Source organism: Streptomyces sp. NBC_00443, assembly GCF_036014175.1.
In the GTDB taxonomy this organism is placed as follows: Bacteria; Actinomycetota; Actinomycetes; order Streptomycetales; family Streptomycetaceae; genus Streptomyces.
This window is the reverse complement of the sequence record NZ_CP107917.1, coordinates 8083510-8105647: the sequence shown is the minus strand read 5'-3', so window position 1 is coordinate 8105647 and position 22138 is coordinate 8083510. Positions and strand designations below refer to the sequence as shown.

18 protein-coding genes and 2 pseudogenes are annotated in these 22138 nt (G+C 70.3%); 8 read left to right on the top strand and 12 right to left on the bottom strand.

The window, feature by feature from the left end; translation table 11 throughout:
- Positions 1 to 13 precede the first annotated feature (13 nt).
- Positions 14 to 1483, bottom strand: coding sequence for an aldehyde dehydrogenase family protein (locus OHO27_RS36940; protein ID WP_328429283.1), 1470 nt, complete (start codon positions 1481 to 1483; stop codon positions 14 to 16).
- 215 nt (positions 1484 to 1698) lie between these two features.
- On the opposite strand from OHO27_RS36940, the gene purU reads away from it, so the two are divergent.
- Positions 1699 to 2580, top strand: a complete 882-nt coding sequence (gene purU / locus OHO27_RS36935; protein ID WP_328429282.1) for a formyltetrahydrofolate deformylase — start codon at positions 1699 to 1701, stop codon at positions 2578 to 2580.
- A 75-nt stretch (positions 2581 to 2655) separates the two neighbouring features.
- On the opposite strand, the gene betA is transcribed toward purU, so the two are convergent.
- A complete protein-coding gene (gene betA / locus OHO27_RS36930; protein ID WP_328429281.1) occupies positions 2656 to 4326 on the bottom strand; it encodes a choline dehydrogenase in 1671 nt (556 codons plus the stop codon).
- A gap of 166 nt (positions 4327 to 4492) precedes the next feature.
- Between betA and OHO27_RS36925 the strand changes: the two genes are divergently transcribed.
- Positions 4493 to 5275 carry an IclR family transcriptional regulator gene (locus tag OHO27_RS36925; RefSeq protein ID WP_328430657.1) on the top strand — a complete coding sequence of 261 codons (783 nt, stop codon included), beginning with the start codon at positions 4493 to 4495 and terminating at the stop codon, positions 5273 to 5275.
- A 9-nt stretch (positions 5276 to 5284) separates the two neighbouring features.
- Here the strand turns inward: OHO27_RS36925 and OHO27_RS36920 are convergent, their stop codons facing one another.
- The 5 genes from OHO27_RS36920 to OHO27_RS36900 form a co-directional block, all read right to left on the bottom strand.
- Entirely contained in the window at positions 5285 to 6415 is a 1131-nt protein-coding gene (locus OHO27_RS36920) for an aromatic ring-hydroxylating oxygenase subunit alpha (RefSeq protein ID WP_328429280.1), read from the bottom strand.
- 50 nt (positions 6416 to 6465) lie between these two features.
- Entirely contained in the window at positions 6466 to 7629 is a 1164-nt protein-coding gene (locus tag OHO27_RS36915; RefSeq protein ID WP_328429279.1) for an NAD(P)/FAD-dependent oxidoreductase, read from the bottom strand.
- Entirely contained in the window at positions 7626 to 7988 is a 363-nt protein-coding gene (locus OHO27_RS36910) for a bifunctional 3-phenylpropionate/cinnamic acid dioxygenase ferredoxin subunit (protein WP_328429278.1), read from the bottom strand. Before OHO27_RS36910 ends, OHO27_RS36915 begins: the two co-directional genes overlap by 4 nt.
- A 196-nt stretch (positions 7989 to 8184) precedes the next feature.
- The gene (locus tag OHO27_RS36905) at positions 8185 to 8817 is read right to left on the bottom strand and encodes an MBL fold metallo-hydrolase (protein WP_328429277.1); all 633 of its coding nucleotides are present in this window, start codon (positions 8815 to 8817) and stop codon (positions 8185 to 8187) included.
- Entirely contained in the window at positions 8817 to 9902 is a 1086-nt protein-coding gene (locus OHO27_RS36900; RefSeq protein WP_328429276.1) for an S-(hydroxymethyl)mycothiol dehydrogenase, read from the bottom strand. Before OHO27_RS36900 ends, OHO27_RS36905 begins: the two co-directional genes overlap by 1 nt.
- A gap of 230 nt (positions 9903 to 10132) precedes the next feature.
- Between OHO27_RS36900 and OHO27_RS36895 the strand changes: the two genes are divergently transcribed.
- Entirely contained in the window at positions 10133 to 11434 is a 1302-nt protein-coding gene (locus OHO27_RS36895) for an alginate lyase family protein (RefSeq protein WP_328429275.1), read from the top strand.
- Between the two features lie 16 nt (positions 11435 to 11450).
- Here OHO27_RS36895 and OHO27_RS36890 read toward each other — a convergent pair whose 3' ends face one another.
- Both OHO27_RS36890 and OHO27_RS36885 read right to left on the bottom strand, forming a co-directional pair.
- A complete protein-coding gene (locus OHO27_RS36890; RefSeq protein ID WP_328429274.1) occupies positions 11451 to 12683 on the bottom strand; it encodes a glycoside hydrolase family 88 protein in 1233 nt (410 codons plus the stop codon).
- Between the two features lie 123 nt (positions 12684 to 12806).
- A pseudogene (locus tag OHO27_RS36885) lies at positions 12807 to 13486 on the bottom strand (glycoside hydrolase family 97 catalytic domain-containing protein); the annotation flags it as partial.
- Between OHO27_RS36885 and OHO27_RS36880 the strand changes: the two are divergent.
- Positions 13421 to 13672, top strand: coding sequence for a hypothetical protein (locus tag OHO27_RS36880; protein WP_328430746.1), 252 nt, complete (start codon positions 13421 to 13423; stop codon positions 13670 to 13672). The pseudogene OHO27_RS36885 and the gene OHO27_RS36880 sit on opposite strands and share 66 nt — an antisense overlap.
- 128 nt (positions 13673 to 13800) lie before the next feature.
- Here the strand turns inward: OHO27_RS36880 and OHO27_RS36875 are convergent, their stop codons facing one another.
- From OHO27_RS36875 to OHO27_RS36865, 3 genes and pseudogenes are all read right to left on the bottom strand, one after another.
- A complete protein-coding gene (locus OHO27_RS36875) occupies positions 13801 to 13977 on the bottom strand; it encodes a hypothetical protein (protein WP_328429273.1) in 177 nt (58 codons plus the stop codon).
- Positions 13978 to 14041: 64 nt separating this feature from the next.
- A pseudogene (locus OHO27_RS36870) lies at positions 14042 to 15123 on the bottom strand (sugar ABC transporter substrate-binding protein).
- A complete protein-coding gene (locus tag OHO27_RS36865; RefSeq protein ID WP_328429271.1) occupies positions 15120 to 17657 on the bottom strand; it encodes a SpoIIE family protein phosphatase in 2538 nt (845 codons plus the stop codon). The pseudogene OHO27_RS36870 and the gene OHO27_RS36865 overlap by 4 nt, the downstream one beginning before the upstream one ends.
- 558 nt (positions 17658 to 18215) lie before the next feature.
- On the opposite strand from OHO27_RS36865, the gene OHO27_RS36860 reads away from it, so the two are divergent.
- The 4 genes from OHO27_RS36860 to OHO27_RS36845 all read left to right on the top strand — a co-directional run bounded on the left by OHO27_RS36860 (position 18216) and on the right by OHO27_RS36845 (position 22124).
- On the top strand, positions 18216 to 19298 hold the full coding sequence (locus tag OHO27_RS36860) for a sugar ABC transporter substrate-binding protein (protein WP_328429270.1): 1083 nt from the start codon (positions 18216 to 18218) through the stop codon (positions 19296 to 19298).
- Between the two features lie 51 nt (positions 19299 to 19349).
- Complete coding sequence (locus OHO27_RS36855; RefSeq protein WP_328429269.1) at positions 19350 to 20123, top strand: ATP-binding cassette domain-containing protein; 774 nt, start codon at positions 19350 to 19352, stop codon at positions 20121 to 20123.
- 14 nt (positions 20124 to 20137) lie between these two features.
- Complete coding sequence (locus OHO27_RS36850; protein WP_443059657.1) at positions 20138 to 21400, top strand: sugar ABC transporter permease; 1263 nt, start codon at positions 20138 to 20140, stop codon at positions 21398 to 21400.
- A 91-nt stretch (positions 21401 to 21491) separates the two neighbouring features.
- Complete coding sequence (locus OHO27_RS36845) at positions 21492 to 22124, top strand: DedA family protein (protein ID WP_328429268.1); 633 nt, start codon at positions 21492 to 21494, stop codon at positions 22122 to 22124.
- Positions 22125 to 22138 lie beyond the last annotated feature (14 nt).

The window sequence follows — 22138 nt, the reverse complement described above, 5'->3', positions numbered from 1 at the left end:
CTCTTTTCGGCGTTCAGCCGCGGAACCAGTGTTGCGGCCGGGGTTGGATGTTCTGCCAGATGTGCTTGGTCTCCCGGTACTCGTCCAGGCCGGTCGGTCCCAACTCCCGGCCCACGCCCGAATGCCCGAACCCACCCCATTCCGCCTGCGGCACATAGGGGTGGTAGTCGTTGATCCACACCGTGCCGTGACGCAGCCGCCGGGCGACGCGCTGGGCCCTGCCCGCGTCCTGCGTCCAGACGGCTCCGGCCAGTCCGTACTCGGTGTCGTTGGCGATGCGTACGGCGTCGTCCTCGTCCGTGAAGCGCTCGACCGTGAGCACGGGTCCGAAGGACTCCTCGTGCACCACGCGCATGTCCTGTCGGCACTCGTCGAGCACGGTGGGCAGGTAGTAGTGGCCGTCTCCCAGCGCGGGGTCGTCCGGCCGGGCGCCGCCGCAGCGCAGAACGGCGCCCTCGGCGAGACCGGCCGCGACATACGCCTCGACCTTGGCCCTGTGCTGTGCGGAGATCAGCGCCCCGGTCTCGGCCTCGGGGTCGAAGGGGCCGCCGAGGCGGATCTGCCGGGCACGGCGGACGACCTCGTCGACGAAGCGGTCGTGCAGGCAGTCCTCGACGATGAGCCGGGCGCCGGCCGAGCAGACCTGCCCGGAGTGCAGGAAGACGGCCGTGAGCGCGAAGTCCACGGCCGTCTCGAAGTCGGCGTCGGCGAAGACCACGTTGGGGTTCTTGCCGCCGAGTTCCAGCGCCACTTTCTTCACGCTCGCGGCGGCGGTGGCCATGATGCGTTTGCCGGTCTGAACGCCTCCGGTGAAGGAGACCATGTCGACGGCGGGGTGCTCGCTGAGCGGTGCGCCCGCCTCGGGCCCGGCGCCGAGGACCAGGTTGGCGGCGCCGGCCGGGAGCCCGGCTTCCTCCAGGGCCTTCATCAGCAGGATGGAGGTGGAGGGGGTCAGCTCACTGGGCTTGAGGACGATCGTGTTGCCGGCGAGGAGCGCCGGGGCGACCTTCCAACTGGCCTGCAGCAGCGGGTAGTTCCAGGGGGTGATCAGCCCGCACACACCGACCGGCTCATGGACGACGCGGCTTACGGCGTCATCGCGGCCGGTGTCGATCACGCGGCCGGCGTCGGTGCCGGCGATGCCGCCGTAGTAGCGGAAACAGGAGACGACATCGGCGATGTCGTACTCGCTCTCCACCAGGCGTTTGCCGGTGTCCAGGGATTCGGCGCGGGCGAACTCCTTGGCCTCGCGCTCGATCAGGTCGGCGGTGCGCAGCAGCAGCGCCCCGCGCTCCTGCTCGGGAGTGCCCGGCCAGGTCCCCTCGTCGAAGGCGCGGCGGGCCGCGGCGATCGCCGCCTCGGTGTCGGCACGGGTCCCTTCCGAGACGGTCGCCGCGAGCGTGCCGTCGGCGGGGCACCGGATGTCCCGCTGCCCGCCGGCCACCGGCTCCCGCCATTCGCCATCCACGTACAGGTCTGCCACGCGCCGAGCCTTTCAACGAAGTCGTTGCGCATCGTGCACCCGATTGCTTGTGGTGGAACACACTTGCGAATGACCAGACGGACGTCAAGGGGTTGGCCGATGACGATTTGACCATGCGATCACCTTCCTGGCCACCCTTGACCGGAAGCGGCACCGAGCAGACCATGTTGCGCATCGCTCACCATGTTGTGCAATGCGCACCGACGGAGGTCGACGTGTCCCCCAACTTCCCCCGATCGCCATCCGGCCGCGAGTACGTTCTCACCCTCTCCTGTCCCGACAGTGCCGGTCTCGTTCACGCCGTGAGCGGCTTCCTCGTCAGGAACTCCGGAAACATCCTGGAAAGCCAGCAGTTCGACGACCGACTCCAGGGCCGCTTCTTCATGCGGGTCCACTTCGACGTCTCCGATCCCGACGCCACTTCGGAAGGCCTGCGTTACCGGTTCGGTCCCGTAGCCCAGGCCTACCGCATCTCCTGGACCCTGAACGAGGCGGCCACGCCGGTCCGGACACTGATCATGGTGTCCAGGTTCGGGCACTGCCTGAACGACCTGCTGTTCCGCATGCGCACCGGCGCCCTCAACATCGAGATCCCCGCGATCGTCTCCAACCACCGGGACTTCGAGGGACTCGCGCAGACGTACGGCGTCCCCTTCCACCACATCCCGGTGACCAGGGAGACCAAGCCCGACGCCGAGGCGCGGCTGCTGGAGCTGGTGCGGGAGCTGGACATCGACCTGGTGGTGCTGGCCCGCTACATGCAGGTCCTCTCCGACGACCTCTGCAAGCAGCTCGACGGCCGCGCCATCAACATCCACCACTCCTTCCTGCCCAGCTTCAAGGGCGCACGTCCCTACGACCAGGCGTACCAGCGCGGCGTGAAGCTGGTCGGCGCGACCGCCCACTATGTGACGCCGGACCTCGACGAGGGGCAGATCATCGAGCAGGACGTGGTGCGGGTGGACCACTCGCTCGACCCCGGCGAGCTGGTCACGGTCGGGCGGGACGTGGAGGCGCAGGTGCTGGCACACGCCGTGAAGTGGCACAGCGAGAGCCGTGTGATGGTGGACGGCAACCGCACGGTCGTCTTCCGCTGAACGACTCGGCCACATGGGTGAGTGGGCCGGCTCTCCGGCCCACTCGTCGTATACGACGGCCCTTCAGCCGCGCGTCTACTTCTTCTGCTTCCGGACGTCGGGGTAGCGGTAGTACGCGGCCGTGGACGGCTCCAGGGGCTCTGTGCCGAGGATGAGGTCGGCGGCCTTCTCGGCGATCATCATCACCGGGGCGTAGATGTTGCCGTTGGTGACGTAAGGCATCACGGAGGCATCCACCACACGCAGGCCCTCCAGGCCGTGCACCCGCATGCTGGTGGGGTCGACGACGGACATGTCGTCGGTGCCCATCTTGCACGTGCAGGAGGGATGCAGGGCTGTCTCGCCCTCCTCGGCCACCCAGGCGAGGATCTCCTCGTCGGTCGCGACGCCCGGCCCCGGCGAGACCTCCCCGCCGTTGTAGGGGGCGAGGGCCGGCTGTTCGAGGATCCTGCGGGCCACGCGGACCGCCTCGACCCATTCGCGGCGGTCCTGCTCGGTGGAGAGATAGTTGAAGCGCAGCGCCGGGTGCTCGTTCGGGTCCTTGCTCTTGATCTTCACGGAGCCGATGGCATCGGAGTACATCGGGCCCACGTGGACCTGGTAGCCGTGGCCGCCGGCGGGCGAGGAGCCGTCGTAGCGGACCGCGACGGGCAGGAAGTGGAACATCAGGTTGGGGTAGTCCACGTCGTCGTTGCTGCGGGCGAAGCCGCCGGCCTCGAAGTGGTTGGTGGCGGCCGGGCCCTTGCGGAAGAGCCACTGGAGCCCGATGAACGGGGCCCGCCATTTCGCCATGTACGGCTGCATGGAGACGGGCTGCTTGGAGGCGTACTGGACGTAGACCTCCAGGTGGTCCTGCATGTTCTCTCCGACGCCCGGGAGGTCGTGGACGACGTCGACACCGAGGGCACGCAGCTCCTCGGCGTTGCCGACACCGGAGAGCTGGAGCAGCTGCGGGGAGTTGATGGCGCCGCCGCAGAGGATGACCTCCTTGGCGCGGACCTGCTTGAGGGGGCCCCGGCCGCGCCGGCACTCGACGCCGACGGCACGGTTGCCCTCGAACAGGACCCGGGTGACGAGGGTGCGGGTCATGACCGTGAGGTTCGGCCGGTCCATGGCGGGCTTGAGGTACGCCTTCGAGGCGGACAGGCGGCGGCCGCGATGGACGTTGCGGTCGAACTTGGCGAAGCCCTCCTGCCGGTAGCCGTTGACGTCCTCGGTGCGGGGGTAGCCCGCCTCCTCGGTGGCCTTGAGGAAGGCCCCGAACAGGGGGTTGGTGGCCGGGCCGCGTTCGAGCACGAGAGGGCCGTCGTGGCCGCGGAACTCGTCGTCCGCGTCGGCCGCCAGACAGTTCTCCATCCGCCGGAAGTACGGCAGACAGTGCGCGTAGTCCCAGGTCTCCATGCCCGGGTCGGCCGCCCAGCGCTCGTAGTCCATGGGGTTGCCGCGCTGGAAGATCATGCCGTTGATGCTGCTGGAGCCGCCCAGCACCTTGCCGCGCGCGTGATAGACGCGCCTGCCGCCCATGTGAGGCTCGGGCTCGGACTCGTACTTCCAGTCGTAGAACCGGTTGCCGATCGGGTAGGTCAGCGCCGCGGGCATCTGGATGAAGACGTCCCATGGATAGTCGGAGCGGCCCGCCTCCAGCACCAGGACCCGGTTGGCCGGGTCCGCGGAGAGCCGGTTCGCCAGTGCGCTGCCGGCCGAGCCGCCGCCGACGATGAGGAAGTCGAAGTGCACAGGAGCCATGGTGCCTCGTCTCGCTCGCGCCGTTGATACGCGAGGCATGCTAGCGGTGGGTTCGCGATACGCACCAGGTTGCGAACCGCGCAACTTTTCATGGGCTGATCACGGCTCTGTTGCTTGCCGTGGCGTTGTTTACTGCGCGTATAGTTTTACTGTGAGCAACTACAGCATGGACACGGAAACGTCGAACTCGCAGGCCGGCGGGGTCCAGTCGGTGGATCGTGCCATCAGCGTGCTGGAGATCCTCGCCCAGCGTGGTGAAGCAGGCGTCAGCGAGGTCGCGGCCGAGATCGATGTGCACAAGTCCACCGCCTTCCGCCTGCTCGGCGCCCTGGAGGCACGCGGTCTGGTGGAGCAGGCGGGTGAGCGTGGAAAGTACCGGCTCGGTTTCGGCATCGTCCGGCTCGCCGGCGCGGTCACCGGCCGTATCGACATCACCCAGCAGGGCCGTCCGGTCTGCGAACGCCTCGCCGAGGAGCTCGGCGAGACCGTGAACATCGCCGTCATGCAGGAGCACTACGCGATCAACCTCTACCAGGTTCGCGGCCCGGGCGCGATCACAGCGCACAACTGGGTCGGCCAGCTGACCCCGCTGCACGCCACGTCGAGCGGCAAGATCCTGCTGGCCCACATGCCCGCCAAGGCGCGCGCCGCGCTGCTGTCCACCACGGGCATGAAGAAGGTCACCGCGAACACCATCACCGCGAAGACCAAGCTCGAGAAGAACCTCTCCGAGGCCCGCGAGCGCGGCTACTCCTTCACGCTCGAAGAGCTGGAGATCGGCCTGCACGCCATCGCCGCGCCGGTCCGCAACCGGGACGGCGAGGTCGTCGCGGCCCTCAGCGCCTCCGGGCCCGCCTACCGCTTCACCGAGGAGCGCCTGCACGAGCTCTCCCCGGTGCTGCTCAAGGGCGCCGAGGAGATCAGCCACCGAATGGGCTACCTGGGCTGACCCGCCCGGCTACGACCGGGGGACGCCCAGACGCTCGTTCACCCAGTCGTGGAAGGCACCGATGTGGTGCTCGCTCGGCACCAGCACTCCCCCCTTGGCGTACAGCCGGGAGCCCATGCCGGGCTGCGTGCGTTCGCACGCGTCGAAGTCCTGGCGGTTGACGCGGTCGAAGAGTTCCACTGACCGGCTGACGTCCTTGCCGCTCTCGACGACGTGCGGGAGGTAGAGCCAGTCGCACTCGACGATGGTGCGGTCGACGGACACCGGATACATACGGTGGAAGATCACATGGTCGGGGACGAGGTTGATGAACACCTGCGGCCTGACGGTGATCGCGTAGTAGCGGCGGTCCTGGTCCTCGGCGACGCCGGGGATGCGGTCCAGGCCCTCGGACCCGTCGACGGTGAAGCCCTGCACGTCCGCACCGAACTCGGCACCGTGGCCGACGTAGTACTGCGCGGCGTACCCGTCCGCGAACTCCGGGAGCACCTCGGTGAGTTCGGGGTGGATGGTGGCGCAGTGGTAGCACTCCATGAAGTTCTCGATGATGAGCTTCCAGTTCGCCTTGACGTCGTAGACGATCCGCTTGCCCACGGAGAGGTCCTCGACGCCGTAGCGCTCGATCGACTCGACGTCCCCGAGGCGGGCGACGATCTCGCCGAGGACCTCCTCCTCGAAGGAGGGCGGGTTCTCCGCGAGGCACACCCAGACATAGCCGAGCCACTCGCGCACGGCCACGCTGACCAGGCCGTAATCGGTGCGGCCGACGTCAGGCATCTTGGTGAGGTTGGGTGCCGCGACGAGCTTGCCGTTCAGGTCGTACGTCCAGGCGTGGTACGGGCACTGGAAGGCCCGCTTGACCTCGCCGGTCTCCTGAGTGCAGAGCTTGGCTCCACGGTGCCGGCACACGTTGAAGTACGCACGGATACTGCTGTCCCTCGCCCGGGTGACGAGGATGCTCTCGCGGCCCACGTCGAAGGTGCGGAAGGCGCCGGGCCCGGCGAGATCGGACGCCCGCGCCACGCAGAACCACATGGTCTCGAATATGCGCTCCTGCTCCTGGGCGAAGACCACCGGATCGGTGTAGGAGGAGCCGGGGAGAGTGGCGATCAGGCTGTCCGGCAGGCTGGTCGAGGTCAACGTGCACTCCTCGGAGAACGTCGTGGCGGGGTGATGCCTCAGGGGCGGGGTCAGGACGTCGCCGCGGCGAGCTGCTTGCGCCAGCGGGTGAACAGACGCGGCTGGTTCATACCGAGCACGGCGACCGGGTCCCCGGCGCGCCGGTAGACGGCCAGTACGTCACGGTTGTCCGCCGCGCCCGCCTCGACGGTCACGCTGTCGGCGCCGGCCGCGTGCCCGGCGAACTGGATCTTCACGCCGTACTGGTCGGACCAGAAGTACGGTGGCCGGGGCACACCCGGGGCCACCGCACCCCTCGCCAGCAGCGTGGCGACCGCGGCGTCGGGCCGCTCCCGCGCACCGGTCCAGTGCTCGACGCGGCGGTGGAAGCCGGCCCGGGGGTCGTACCAGTTGGCGCAGTCGCCGACCGCGACGACACCGGCCAGGCTGGTGCGGCCGTCCGCCCCGCACTTGACGCCGTTGTCGAGTTCGACGCCGGAGCCGTCCAGCCACTGCACACACGGAATCGCGCCGACCCCGACCACGACGATGTCGGCGGGGAGGCTGCGGCCGTCCTCCAGCAGGACGGCGTCGACGCGGGTCTCCCCGCTCAGCCCCTTCACGCCGACACCGCACAACAGCCGTACGCCGTGGTCGGCGTGGAGCGCGGAGACGACGGCACCCATGGTCTCGCCGAGCGGTCCGGCGAGCGGGGTCGGCGCCACCTCCACCACGGTCACCTCGAGCCCGAGGGTGTACGCGGTGGAGGCGACCTCCGCTCCGATGAAGCCGCCGCCGATCACCACCAGCCGTCCGCCGCGCGCCAGTTCGTCGCGCAGCGCGCGGGCGTCGTCCAGGGTGCGCAGGGTGTGCACTCCGGACAGGCCTTCGGAGCCGGGCAGGGTGCGCGCCGCGGCGCCGGTCGCGAGGACCACTCCGTCGGCGCGCACCTGATGCCCGTCGGCGAGCCGGACGGTGCGCTCCGTGCGGTCGAGTCCGACGGCACGGGAGCCGAGCAGCCACTCGGCGCGCAGGTCCTCGTCGTCCGTCTCCAGCGCGAGTTCCGTCTCGCCGAGGGTGCCGGCCAGGAACTCCTTGGACAGCGGGGGCCTGTCGTAGGGGCGGTGCAGCTCGTCCCCGATGACGACCAGCCGTCCGTCGAAGCCCTGCTTGCGCAGGGAGCGCGCCGCCGACAGACCGGCCAGCGAGGCGCCGACCACGGCCACCGTCCTCACGCGACTCCCCCGGCGAGCCGGGCTGCGATGCAGGGCGGCAGGTTGGGGGCGTCCATGGACAGCCGGACGTGGACCACGCCGTCCTCGACGACGACCTCGTGGGTCCGGACCGGGAGCTTCGCCGGCGGGGCGTCGACCGCGCCGGTACGCAGGTCGAACTTCGAGGCATGCAGCGGGCATTCCACCTCGCAGCCCTCCAGCCAGCCGTCGGCGAGCGACGCGTCCTGGTGGGTGCAGGTGTCGTCGATGGCGAAGAGCTCGCCATCGTCGGTGTGGAACACCGAGACCGGCGGATCGATATCGAGCCGGAGGGCCTCGCCTCGCGGGAGATCCGCGAGACGGCACGCGGGAATCATCATGACACCTCGGTGCGTATAGCGAAACGGATTGCGATGAGCGCAACGCCAGTCTGAAGGCCGCTCGGAAGCGTTGTCAAGGCATCCATGGGCCTCGTTCGGACAGGCTGTTCACGCGATTTCCGGGCAGCTCGAAACGCCCGAACCACCTGCGGAAACAGGTGGAACGGGCGCCGTACGAAGAGCATCCGGGAGGCGGTCAGAAGCCGCGGTCGATCCACTCCTGGAGGTGCGGGGCCTCCGCGGCGACGGTCGTGGTCTCCCCGTGGCCGATATGCACGACGGTGTCGCCCGGGAGCGTCAGCAGCCGCTCCCGGATCGACTCGACGATGGTCGGGAAGTGGCTGTACGACCTCCCCGTCGCCCCCGGCCCGCCGGCGAACAGGGTGTCGCCGCTGAAGAGTGCCCGCAGAGCCGGCGCGTACAGACAGACCGCGCCGGGGGCATGCCCGGGCGTGTGCAGCACGGTCAGTTCGATGCCGGCCACCGTGAGCACCTGGCCGTCGGCCAGGTCGCCGTCCGGCATCCGGTCGGGGTGGGTCTGCTTCCACAGCGGCAGGTCGTCGCCGTGCAGCAGGACCGGGGCACGGGTGCGCTCCGCGAGTTCGGGAGCGGCGTCGATGTGGTCGTTGTGGGCGTGCGTGCACACGACGGCCCGCAAGGTGCGCTCGCCGAGGGCTTCGGCGATCGCCCCGGCGTCGTGGGCGGCGTCGATGACGATCGCCTCGGTGTCGTCGCCGACGATCCACACGTTGTTGTCGACGTCCCAGGTGCCGCCGTCCAGGGAGAACATCCCCGAGGTGACGAGGCGTTCGATGCCGGCGCCGGCCATCAGAGGACCACCACCGAGCGCAGTACGTCGCCGTGGTGCATCCGCTCGAAGGCCTTCTCGACGTCGTCCAGGGCGATGGTCTCCGTGACGAAGGCGTCGAGGGGCAGCCGGCCCTGCAGATGGAGGTCGATCAGCATCGGGAAGTCCCGGCTCGGCAGGCAGTCGCCGTACCAGGACGACTTCAGGGCGCCGCCGCGTCCGAAGACGTCCAGCAACGGCAGCTCCAGCTTCATCTCCGGGGTCGGGACACCGACCAGGACGACCGTGCCGGCGAGGTCGCGGGCGTAGAAGGCCTGCTTGTACGTCTCCGGGCGGCCGACCGCCTCGATGACGACGTCGGCGCCGAATCCGCCGGTCAGCTCACGGATCGACTCGACCGCGTCGGTGTCCCTGGAGTTGACGGTGTGCGTCGCGCCCAGCTTCCCGGCGGTCTCCAGCTTGCGGTCGTCGATGTCCACCGCGATGATCTTCGCCGCGCCCGCGAGGCCGGATCCCGCGATCGCCGCGGCGCCGACGCCGCCGCAGCCGATGACGGCGACCGAGTCGCCCCGGCCGACGTTCCCGGTGTTGATGGCCGCGCCGATGCCCGCCATCACCCCGCAGCCCAGCAGCCCGGCCACGGCCGCCGACGCGGCCGGGTCGACCTTCGTGCACTGCCCTGCCGCCACCAGCGTCTTCTCCGCGAACGCACCGATGCCCAGCGCCGGGGACAACTGGGTGCCGTCCGGCAAGGTCATCTTCTGCTTCGCGTTGTGGGTGGCGAAGCAGTACCACGGCCGGCCGCGCAGACAGGCCCGGCACTGCCCGCACACCGCACGCCAGTTGAGGATGACGAAGTCGCCGGGGGCGACATCGGTGACGCCCTCCCCCACCGACTCCACGACACCGGCGGCCTCATGACCGAGCAGGAAGGGGAAGTCGTCGTTGATGCCGCCCTCGCGATAGTGCAGGTCGGTGTGGCACACCCCGCAGGCCTCGATCTTCACCAGCGCCTCGCCCGGGCCCGGGTCCGGCACGAGGATCGTCTCCAGGCTGACGGGGGCGCCCTTGCCCCGCGCGACGACAGCACGGACCTGGTGCGTCATGGCCACTCCTCGGCTGGTCGAGACCGGAATCAGATGTTGCTCATTACGGCACGCATCTCGTACGTCGCAACACAGCATCAGGGAGAGCCGAACGGCGGTCAAGGGCCCGACAAAGCGCGGCACGACCCCTTCCGTGGACTCGAGCGTCGTGGCATGCTCACGCCACCATAGATCTGAACACCATTCACACCCTTGAACGTCAACAGTCCTCAACAGTCAGGGAGTGGCTCATGACTGCAAGATCCCGCTGGGGTGTCCTGCTGGCGGTCCTGGCCGCGTTCACCACCGGCGCCGCCCCCGCCGCCTCGGCTCCGGCAGAGGCGCAGACACAGGCACAGGCACAGGCACAGCAGGCACCTCGCATCCCGCACACCGCCGTCCTGGATGGCCCGCGCCTGCACCAGACGAAGATCCGCCTCGATCGCGGCGATCCCCAACTCCGGCAGGCACTCCGGGCGTTGCGGACACGCGCGGACAGATGGCTGGACCAGGGCCCCTGGACGGTCGTCGACAAGCCCCGGCCCGCGCCCGGTGGCGACGTCCACGACTACCTCAGCCAGGCCCCGTACTGGTGGCCCACCAAGGCCCCGACCCCGGACAACCCGTGGGGCTGCCCGTATGTGCAACGCGACGGCGAGCGCAACCCGGAGGTCGACTCCGGCACCGACCGCCAGGACGTCGAGAAGACCTTCGACTCCACCTACGACCTCTCGCTCGCCTGGTACTACACCGGCGACAAGCGCTACGCCGAGAAGGCCGGCCAGGTGCTGCGTACCTGGTTCCTCGATCCGGCCACGAGGATGAACCCGAACCTCGACCACGCCCAGTTCATTCCGTGCAAGTACGACGGCCGTGCCATCGGCATCATCGACTTCTCGCAGTCGTACACGAGCGTCCTCGACGCGCTGGCCCTGCTGCAGACGGGCGCCCCGGGCTGGACGGCGAAGGACCGCGCCGGGATGGCGGGGTGGAACACCGCCTTCCGCGACTGGCTCAGGAACAGCGACTTCGGCAAGCAGGAGGCCGCGGCCACCAACAACCACGGCACCTTCTACGACATGCAGCTCGCCGGGCTCGCCTACGCGACGGGCGACGAGGAACTCGCCCGCCGGACGGTCCTGGACGCCCGGAGCAAGCGCATCGCGCCGCAGATCGCGTCCGACGGCAGCCAGCCGCAGGAGCTGACCCGGACCAGGAGTTGGCACTACTCGACGTTCGACCTGGTCGCCTACACCCGCCTCGCGGCCATCGGCCGGCACGTCGGTGTGAACCTGTGGGCCTACCGAGGGCCGGACGGGCAGAGCCTGTTCAAGGCGGTGGACTATCTGCTGCCTGCCGCGACGGGAGCCGCCGCCTGGCCGCACCCCGAGATGGAGTTCCACCGGTACGCGGCGACCGACGTCGTGCACGCGGCCGCCGACGCCGGGGACAGGCAGGCGCAGCGAGCCGTACCGCTGCTGGAGGCGCCGCCGGGCGGCGACCTGTGGGCCCTGCGCCCGGCGGCGGAACAGCTGGACTCCATCGCGGGGTGACCGCGGGCCCGCCGGTTCAGACCCTGGAGAGGTCGATCGCGCGGTCGACGTCCTGCGGCTGCAGCACCCGCAGGATGCCTTCCAGCAGGTAGTAGTCGGCGTAAGGAAGGGAGATCTCGACCCCGTCCTCGGCCGGCCGGTTACGCGTGCAGCGGGCCACCACCGCTTCCGCGCGGGCCGAGTTCCTCGTCAGGCACGTCTCCGACAGCGCGGTGAGCAGGCGCAGCGCCACCTCGCGGTAGGCGTGCCTGCCGGTGGCCGCGGCCAGGTCGAGCAGCCCGCACGCCATGATCGCCCCGGCCGACGCGTCCTTGATGTCGTCCGGCTGTTGCGGCGCGCGGTAGTCCCAGACCGGGACGTGGTCCGGGGTCAGGGCCCCGACCGCGAAGTCCGCGAGTCTGCGGGCGGTGGCCAGGAACTCGGGGTTCCCGGTGCGGCGGTACATCGTGGTGAACCCGTACAGCCCCCACGCCTGGCCGCGCGACCAGCAGGACGTGGGGCTGTACCCCTGCACGGTGTTCGGGCCGATCGCGGCGCCGCTGTTCGGGTCGAAGTCGTAGACGTGGGGCGTCGATCCGTCCGGGCGCAGGAAGACCCGTTGAGCCGTCTTCGCGTGTTCCACGGCGATGTCCAGGTACTTGTCGTCGCCGGTCCGGCTGCTCGCGAACGCCAGCAGGTCAAGGTTCATCATCGTGTCGATGATGACGCGGCCGGCGTTCCCCTGGTCGTTCAGCGCGCCCCACGCCCTGATGAAGCGCCCGCGCGGGTTGTACCGCTGGATCAGGGAGTCGGCCGCCCGTACGGCACCGGTCCGCCACGTCTCATCGCCCGTCAGCCTCCAGGCGGTGACCCAGGACGGGTAGAAGAGGAAGCCGAGGTCGTGCGTGCCGGTGTCGTACTGGCGCGGGGCCAGCTTCTGCGCCGAGGCCAGCGCCTGCGTGCGGAAGGTGTCGTCCTTGCTGTAGAGCCAGGCCATCCACAGCGTGCCGGGCCAGAACCCGCCGACCCAGTCGCCGTTCTGTGAGTAGGTCCACTTCTCGAACTTCGTGCCGACGGGGAAGGCGGTCACGGTCGGCGCGACGGTGTGCAGCTTCTCGACGGCGTAGTCGGCCGCCGCGCGGAGCTTGCGCAGGGTCGGTGCCGGTGTCCGGCCGGCGTTCAGGTCCGCGGCCGTGGCGGGTGTCGAGGCAGCGCCTATCGCTGCGGCGCCGACCGCCGTGGCCAGCATCGTCCGCCGGGAAACACTCATGCCGGTTCCTCCAACTGGTCAATGGGAGAACGGAGTTGACCGAGCGTTGCACGGCGGACACGCTGCTGTACACCCACGTGAGCCATGTTCATCAGTGTGAACGGCCTGTCGGGTCGACTGCGCTCACCGGTGGCAGCTGCTGATCCCCGGGCGCCAGGGGCAGGCGATTCCGGCGAAGCCGCCGTTGGCCACGACATCCACGACCAGCGTGGCGCCGCCGCGCAGCACCTCCCTCTTCCGGACGAGCCCGTCGGCGCCGTCCTCGATCGTCTCGACCAGCCACCGCCCGGGGCCGATGGCCAGCGGCACCGCGGCCGAGCGGGCGGCGCCTGCGTAGACGCCGCCGAGGAACCAGTGGTCGCCGCTGCGGCGGGCGAGTACGGCCTCCTGACCGGGGCTGCCGGCGAGCAGCGAGGTGTCGTCCCAGCCCGCCGGGACCTGGTCGAAGCAGGACCGGGCAAGGGGCCGTTCGTCGTAGGACTCGGGGGTGCCCGCGAACATCTGCCGGCCCGACTCGTAGGCGACGGTGAGCCCGACCTCGGCGGCGTCGGAGTTGGGGCGCAGGCCGACGCGCTGGAAGCGCCCGGGGTGAAGTCCATGGAGCCGATGACGTTGCGGGTGAAGGGCAGGGTGGTGAGGTGGGCCGCGGTGTTGGTGCGCTTCTCCTCGTCGGCGACGCTCTCCAGGGTCATGACCTGCGGCCAGGTCCGCTGGATGCCCTTGGGGATCGTGGAGCCGTGGAAGTCGACCATGAGGTGGTGGGCGGCGGTCTCCGCGAGGAGGGCGTCGTACCACTGGAGCATCAGCCGGCCGCACCCTTCGGTGTGCGCACGCCGGTGCAGTCCGGACGCGGTTACAGCTTCACCGTGGACCGGGTGCGGGTGGCGGGGATGATGGAGTTCACGGCACCCTACCGTCCCGCCGATCCCCGCCGCATCGGTGCGATCGTCAACGCGGGAGCCAGGATTGGGTGGCGCACCTCTTCCTAGAACAGATGGACGAGCTGCCCCCGGGCCTGTTCGACCGCGGCATGCCCAGCGGCACACGTGGAGCCGGCTCTACGCGGGCATCACCGAGCTGGGCGTGGACGGCTTCCAGAGTGCACGGCGCTCGGCGATCACGGAGTCTTGAAGTCCTCCACCCGTTCCCCCTCGGCCTGGGACGGCTCGGTCCTGGGGACGTCCGGGTGTTGCTGCACGGCCGTACGCTCCGCCGGTTCGTCGCGTTCGCCCTCGGCCTGGGACGGGGTGTGCGAGTACAGCCAGCGGTCGTAGTCCGAGGCTCCTGTCTTCATGGCTGACCTCCGTTGGTCGCTCATCTCCATGCTGCGCCCGGTCCGTCGCGCCGACCAGCCCGGCTCACCCGGTGAGGCCGAGCGCGGCACAGGCGGAGCGGAGCCTGGGCGTGCAGATCTGTTGGGTGGTGTAGAGGCCGCCGTCGACGAGGGTCTGCTTGAGGTTGTCGGCCGTCACCGCTCTCGGAGTGAGCAGGATGGACGGGATGTCCTCGTGCGTCGGGCTGTCGGTGGTCGTCGTCGAGACCTCGTCGGCCCCTCTCCGTTGCCGAGGGCGACGGCCATGGCGGCGGCCGCGGCGGCCTCCTTCTCGAACGGCTTGTACACCGTCATGTACTGCTCGCCGGCGACGATGCGCCGCACGGCCTCGAGGTCGGCGTCCTGCCCGGTGACCGGGGGGAGCTTGCGGACACCGGCCTTCTTGAAGGCGGAGACGACGCCTGCGGCGATGGCGTCGTTGGCCGCGACGACACCGCTGATGCGGTCCGCCCCCAGGGCGGCGATGGCGGCGGTCATGTTGGCGTTGGCGTTCTCCGGGCTCCATCCCACGGTGTCGTAAGACCTGGCGATCTTGGCCTTGCCCGCGATGACGGACAGCGCGCCCTTGCGGAACCACGCCGCGTTGGCGCTGCTCGGATCGCCGTTCATCATCACGACGGTTCTGCCGTTGACCCTCTCCCGCATGGCCTTCAGGATCGCCTCGCCCTGCAACTTGCCGACCTGATCGCCGTCGAAGCTGACGAAGCCGGAGATCGGGCCTTCGGCGAGCCGGTCGTACGCGACGACCGGGACACCCGCCCTGCGGGCCTCCTGGATCGGGGAGCGCAGCGCCTTGCTGTCGGCGGGGTCGAGGATCAGGACCTTGACCCCCTTGGTGATCATGGAGGTGATCTGTTCCCGCTGCCGCGCCGCGTCGTTCTCGGCGTTGGCGTACACCATGGTGCACTCGGGGCAGAGCTCCCTGAGGTGCTGCTCGATCAGCGGCTTGTCGGACCGTTCCCAGCGGGGTGTGACCCGGTTCGGGAGCAGCAGGCCGACCATGAAGCTGTCCCCGCCGGCCTCGCCGTCTCCGCCGCAGGCGGCCAGGGGCACCGCCAGCAGTCCCGCGACGAGCGCCGCGAGGAGGTGCAGCGTACGGGTCCTCATGGCAGCTCGCCTCGTTCCGTCGAGAGGCTCGAGTCGGCGGGAGCGGGCCCGCGCCGCGGCACGGTGACCTCGCTCCAGACCTGCTTCCCGCCGGCCACCGGCACCGAGCCGAAGGAGTCCGACACCGCTTCGACGAGGAGCAGGCCCCGGCCGCCGGTGGACTCCCAGTCCACGATCACCGGCTTGGCGGGCGCCCGTGGCGAGGCGTCGCTCACGCTGACCCTTACCCGGTCGCCGCGCAGCACCAGGTCGAGGGTGACCGATCCCTGGGTGTGCACCAGGGCGTTGGTGACCAGTTCGGACACGACGAGCAGCACCGCGTCGCCTGCTTCCTGGACGTGCCACTTGCGCAGGGTGCGCGCGGTGAAGCGGCGGGCGTGCATGACCGCGTCGGGCAGCCGCCACACGACCCAGCTGGACCGGATCGGCCGGGTCCGCATGCCGTCGTAGCGCAGCAGCAGCAGCGCCACGTCGTCCTCGCGCCGGCCGATGTCGCCGAGCAGCGCGTCGGCCATCCTTGCCGGGTCCGCCGGGTCGGCCTCGGCGAGGGCGCTGCGCGTCCGCTCCATGCCGACGTCCAGCGGCAGATCGGCGGCCTCGACCAGGCCGTCGGTGACCAGGGCGAGCACCGAGCCCGGGGTCAGTGCGACCGCGGTCATGGGGAAGTCCGCCTCGGCGAGGATCCCCAGCGGCGGCCCGCCCTCGACCTGCACCTCCTCGGTGGCGCCGTCGGGGTGGCGCAGCAGCGGTGACAGGTGCCCGGCCCGCACGAACAGGGTGTTGCCCTCCTCCATGTCCAGCTCGACATAGCAGCAGGTGGCGAACAGGTCGGTCTCCATGCCGACCAGGAGGCGGTTGGCGTGGGAGACGACCACATCGGGCGGGTGGCCCTCCACGGCGTACGCCCTGACCGCCGTACGCATCTGACCCATGATCGTCGCGGCGGCGGCGCTGTGCCCCTGCACATCGCCGATGACCAGTGCCACCCGGTCCTGGGACAGGGCGATGACGTCGTACCAGTCGCCGCCCACCTGAAGTCCGCGCCTGGCGGGCAGATAGCGGGCGACGGCGGTTCCGCCGGGCAGTTCGGGCAGCCGCCGGGGCAGCAGGCTGCGCTGCAGCATGGTCGCGAGTTCCTGCTCGGCGTCGTAGGCGTGGGCCCGTTTCAGGGCCTGCCCGATCAACGCCGCGGTGGCGGTCAGCAGGGACCGCTCCTCGGGAACGAACTCGTGCGGCTGGTCCCAGCCGACCAGGCACACGCCGGTGACGCGGCCCTTGGCCGGGAGCGGCAGGACGGCCAGGCCGCCGACGCCGATGCCCGCGAGTCCGGGTTCGAGGGCCGTGCCCGCCGGCCACAGATCCATCCGGCCGTCCTGCAGGGCCATCTGCAGCGTGGGCAGGGCGCCGACCGGCGCGTCGGGCCACTCGGAACGCCACTGGGCCCGCCACAGGTCCGGCCAGGCGTCGGGCTGCGGTGGATCGAGCAGCGTCACGACGAGCCGGTCCTCGCGCACATCGGCGAGCGCCACCCGGTCGGCTCCGAGGGGCTCACGCAGCGCGGTGACCGCCACCCGGCCGACGTCACGGACCGTCGCGGCGTCGTCGAGTGCCGCGGTCAGCCACTGGATCCGGGAGACGTCGTCGGCGCTGCGGCTCTTGACCGAGGTGGCCGTCACCACGCCCAGCACCTGCTCCGGCCGGTCGGCGGTGTGCGGTACGACCCGGCAGATCAGACTCAGCCAGCGCATCTCGCCGGTGGGGCAGCGGACCCGGAACTCCAGCTCCCGCCGGCCGGGCGTCTGGGCGGACGGCTCCAGGATCGACATCAGCGCGGGCATATCCTCGGGGAGGGCGTGTGCGAGAAGGGTGTCCGCCTTGCCGCCGAAGTCGTCCGCGGTTGTGCCGACCAGTTCGAGCAGGGTCCCGTCCGCCTCGATCAGCCCGGTGTCCGGCTCCAGCACGAAGGAGCCGACGCGCAGGCCCCGCAGGGCACGGCTCGGCAGGCCCGAGGCCACGGGCCGGCCGGACTCGGCCTGTAGCAGACCCGCGAGCGCGTCGGCGTACCGCTCCAGGAAGCGCTGTTGCCCGGCGTCGAAACCGTCCACGGAGGTCCCCACGAGCACCAGGCAGCCGAGCCGGATGCCCTCTCTCTCCAGTGGCAGCGCACCGAGCGACGCCGCCCTCGCTCGCGGCGGGGTGGGGGCGCCCACAGGGTAGGAGGCGAGGGCCGCGGCGTTCAGCCACAGCGGACGGTCGGTGCGGAAGGCGTGTGCTGCGGCCGACCCGCCCGACAAGGCGAGCCGCTCCGGCAGCCGGTACTCGGGGCCGGCGCCACCGGCTGTCTCCAGCAGCTGGAGTTCGCCGTCGTCGGCATTGGGCACGTAGACGGCCGCCAGCGCCGCTCCGGCGAACGTCAGGGCCCGGTCGCTCGTGGCGGCCTGTGGCCCCCTTGGCGGTGAACCGGTGTCCGCGGTGCCGGCCTCGGATGCCCCCGGGGCCGAAATTCCGGTCCGGGCACGGCCGTCATGAGGCATGTCCGCAACCAACCTCCCGTCCGTACCGGAGGTGCTGGAGATGATCGGGGCACCTCCAGCCGCCCCGGTCGCTCCTCCACCAGAATCGCATACATGGATGAGCCGGACATATCTGCTTCATTGCTCTCGGTCATCATCATCGCCCCCGGTCATCCTCACCGCTCTCGGTCATCCTCACCGCTCTCGCTCATCCGACGGCCGGCGGCCGACGGGCCGTCACCGGGGCATCCACCACCCGGCGGGACGCCCTCGCTGCGCTCGCAGATCACCGCGGCCGGTGTCAGACTGACGACTGAGAAGGCCAGGTGTCGCCATGCTCGATGAGGCCGCCGCCGGTGCAGGACCGGCCGGGTTGAGCCACCGCCGCGCCGGGGTGGGCGAAGGCGCACCGCACTGGCCCCACGCCTCGGCCCCCGTGGACACGCACCCCCGACACGGCAGTGCACGCGCACCGCTCCCTCCACACCCGCCACGCAGGCCGAACCCCGGACACCCGTTGACGGCCGGTCACGGGCGCCGCCTCGCCACGCAAGGTGAAGGACAAGGGAGATCTCTCACATGAAGGCCCGCATACGGGACGCGGTTGTCGCCATGACCGCGGTGTCCACGGCCGTCGCCCTCGCGGCCTGCGGGGCGGACGGCGGGAGCGACCCCGACGAGAGCAGCGACCCGGTGATCGGTGTGCTCCTGCCGGACGCCACCACGGCCCGCTGGGAGACCCAGGACAAACCCCTGCTGAACAAGGAGATCAAGAAGCGGTGCGCCGAGTGCACGGTCGATCTGACCAACGCCAAGGGCGATGTGGCCCTGCAGCAGGAGCAGCTGAACTCGATGATCACCAAGGGAGTCGACTCCATCCTGCTCGTGGCGGTGGACTCCAGGTCGCTCGCCGCCTCGGTCCGCAAGGCGAACGAGGCGGGCATCCCGGTCATCGCATACGACCGTCTCTCCGAGGGCCCGATCTCGGCTCACGTCTCCTTCGACGGCGAGGAGGTCGGCAGGCTCCAGGGCAGAGCACTGCTGACGGCCATGGGCGACGAGGTGCCCGGCGCCCAGATCGTCATGATGAACGGCGATCCCATCGACCCCAACGCGGTGTTGTTCAAAAAGGGCGCGTTGGACGTGCTCATGGGCAAGGTGAAGATCGGCAAGTCGTACGACACCCTCCAGTGGCGGTCCGAGACCGCCAACCTGAACATGTCCGGCGCCATCTCCGCCCTCGGCGTCGGCAACATCCAGGGGGTGTACGCCGCCAACGACGGCCTCGCCTCAGGCAGCATCTCCGCCCTGAAGGCGAACAAGGTGGAACCGCTGCCCCCGGTCACCGGGCAGGACGCCGAACTCGGAGCCGTGCGGCGCATCGTCGGCGGCGATCAGTACATGACCGTCTACAAGCCCTTCGAGCCCGAGGCCGCCGCCGGCGCCGCCCTGGCCGTGGCCGCGGCGCGCGGGGAGAACCTCGACCGGGTGGCCAAGGACGAGGTGACGACGCGCGGTGGGCGTACGGTCCCCGCGGTCATGCTCACCCCCATCTCCGTCACCGCCGACAACATCAAGGACACCTTGGTGAAGGACGGGGTGTACACGGTCCAGCAGATCTGCACCCTCAACTCGGCGCCGCGTGCGATGCGGTCGGGCTGACCTGACCACCGGTTCGCCCTCGGCCGGACCCACGGGAAGGAGATCGTCTCCGTGTCTGCTCCCCCACTGCTGGCGCTGCACGGTGTGTGCAAGCGCTACGGCGCCGTCGAGGTCCTCAAGGACATCGACCTGGAGATCCACGCCGGCCAGGTCGTCGCCCTCCTCGGCGACAACGGCGCCGGCAAGTCCACTCTGATCAAGGTGATCTCCGGCGTCACCCCCGCGGACAGGGGCGTCATCGAGTGGGAGGGCCGTACGGTCCACATCAGGCGCCCCAACGACGCCCGGGACCTCGGCATCGCCACCGTCTTCCAGGACCTCGCGCTGTGCGGGAACCTCGACGTCGTCGGCAACCTGTTCCTCGGACGGGAGATCCGCAGGTTCGGGTTCCTGGACGAGATGGAGATGGAGCGCCGCACCCTCCAGTTGCTGGAGCGGCTGACCAGGGGCGTCCCCGAGCTGCGTGCCCCCGTCGTGTCCCTGTCCAGCGGTCAGCGGCAGACGGTCGCCATCGCCCGCTCGCTCCTGGGCGACCCGCGGCTCCTCCTGCTGGACGAGCCGACCGCGGCCCTGGGACTCCAGCAGACCACCGAGGTCATGGACCTCGTCGACCAGCTGCGCGACCGCGGCCTGGGTGTCCTTCTCATCAGCCACAACATGGGCGACGTCAAAGCCCTCGCGGACCGGGCCGCCGTGCTGCGCCTCGGCCGCAACAACGGCTTCTTCGACGTGAACACCGTGTCCCAGGAGCAGATCATCTCCTCCATCACCGGGGCGACGGAGAACGCGCCCCACCGACAGGCCCACCAGGAGGCGGGATGGTGAAAGGGACGCGCGACATGGCGGACAGCCCTCAGGCCGAAGCCCCCGCATCCGCCACCGAGGCCCGTCAGGCCCACCGCGGGCAGACCGCCGCCCGTGCCATCGAGAACTGGATGGCCTTCTCGCGGCGCAAACTGCGGGCCGGGGAGGTGGGCTCGGTCCCGGTCGTCATCGTGCTCGCCGCCGTGTGGATCACCTTCCAGTCCCTCAACGACAACTTCCTCTCCCCCCGGAACCTGTCCAATCTCAGCGTGGACATCGTGGGCACGGGCCTCATCGCCGTCGGCATCGTCTTCGTGCTGCTGCTCGGGGAACTCGACCTGTCCGTCGGCTCCATCAGCGGGCTCGCGGCGGCCGTCTTCGCCGTGCTGAACGTGAACAACGGCGTGCCCGAATGGCTCGCCCTCATCATCGCGGTCCTCTCCGGGATGGCGGCGGGAACCGTGCAGGGCTACTCGTTCGCCAGAACCCGGGTACCGGCGTTCGTCGTCACGCTCGCGGGGCTGCTCACCTGGAACGGCCTCATGCTCTACATCCTGGGTACCAGCGGCACGATCAATCTCGACGAGAACGGGCTCGTCGCCAAGCTGACCAGCTACTACTTCACCGACGACGCCGTCGCCTACGGCATCGCCGCGGTCGCCGTGGGCCTCGTCTTCCTCGTGTCCTACCAGGACAGACGGCGCCGCGTGGCCGCCCGGATGCCGCACCGCTCGTTGCAGGTCATCGCGCTACGTGCCGGAGGACTCGCGGTGATCGCGTTCGCCGCCGCCTATCTGCTCAACCGCTTCCAGGGTCTGCCGCTCGCCCTGCTGATCTTCCTGGTGGTGGTGGCAGGCCTCGACATCGTCCTGCGCCGCACGCACTACGGACGGCAGGTCTACGCCCTCGGCGGCGGGGTCGAGGCGGCCCGTCGCGCCAGCCTCCGCGTGACGCGGGTGCAGACTGCGGTGCTCGCGGTCTCGGGCACCATGGCCGCGATCGGCGGCATGTTCCTGGCCTCGCGCATCACCTCGGTGAGCCAGAGTTCGGGCTCGGGGGTGCTGCTGCTCAACGCCATCGCGGCGGCCGTCATCGGCGGCACCAGCCTGTTCGGCGGCCGTGGCTCCACCTGGTCCGCGGTGCTCGGCATGCTCGTCATCCAGTCCATCGCCTCCGGCATGGCGATCACGGACACCCCCGCCGCCGTCCAGTTCATGATCACGGGCGGGGTGCTCTTCGCCGCCGTGGTCATCGACGCACTGTCGCGACGCTCGCAAGAGGCGCACGGGCGCGCCTGACGCTCGTCCCGGGCCGGGACGAGCACCGCATCCATGCGCACGCGATCCTGGAGGGGAGCGCGACCGACCAGGACGGCCGGAGGTGAGGGCGGTGATCGCCGTCAACCCGATGGACAGCGCCGCGGTACTGGCGACCTTCGGCGCCCTCGGCGTCCTCGTGGTGATCTTCGCGGAGTCGGGGCTGCTCGTGGTCGGTTTCTTCCTGCCCGGCGACACCCTGCTCTTCCCGGCGGGCGTCCTGTGCGCAGCGACCGCCGACCAGGCTCCCCGACTGGTGCTGTGGCAGGTCCTGCTCTGCGCGGCCGTGGGCGCCCTGGCAGGGGCCCAGGTCGGGTTCCTGCTGGGCCGGCACGGCGGGCGGGCGCTACTCGCCCGCACCTCGAAACGGCGTGTCCGTGAGGCGGCGGCGCGAGCGGAGAAGCTCCTGGCCCGGTACGGCTACGGCAAGGCCCTCGTCATCGGCCGGTTCGTCCCGATGGTGCGGACCGTCCTTCACCCGGCGGCCGGCGCCCTCGGGGTGCCCACCAGGACGTTCACCATCTGGCAGATCGTGGGCGGTCTGCTCTGGTCGCAGAGCATCGTCCTGGCCGGATACACCCTCGGCGCCTCCGTCCCCGGCATCGACGACTTCCTGCTCCCGCTGATCGCCCTCGTCGTCGTGCTCTCCCTCCTGCCCATGCTCCCTGTGCTGACGGATGCGCGTCGGGCGAAGAGGGACCGCTGACGCGGAAGTTGAGG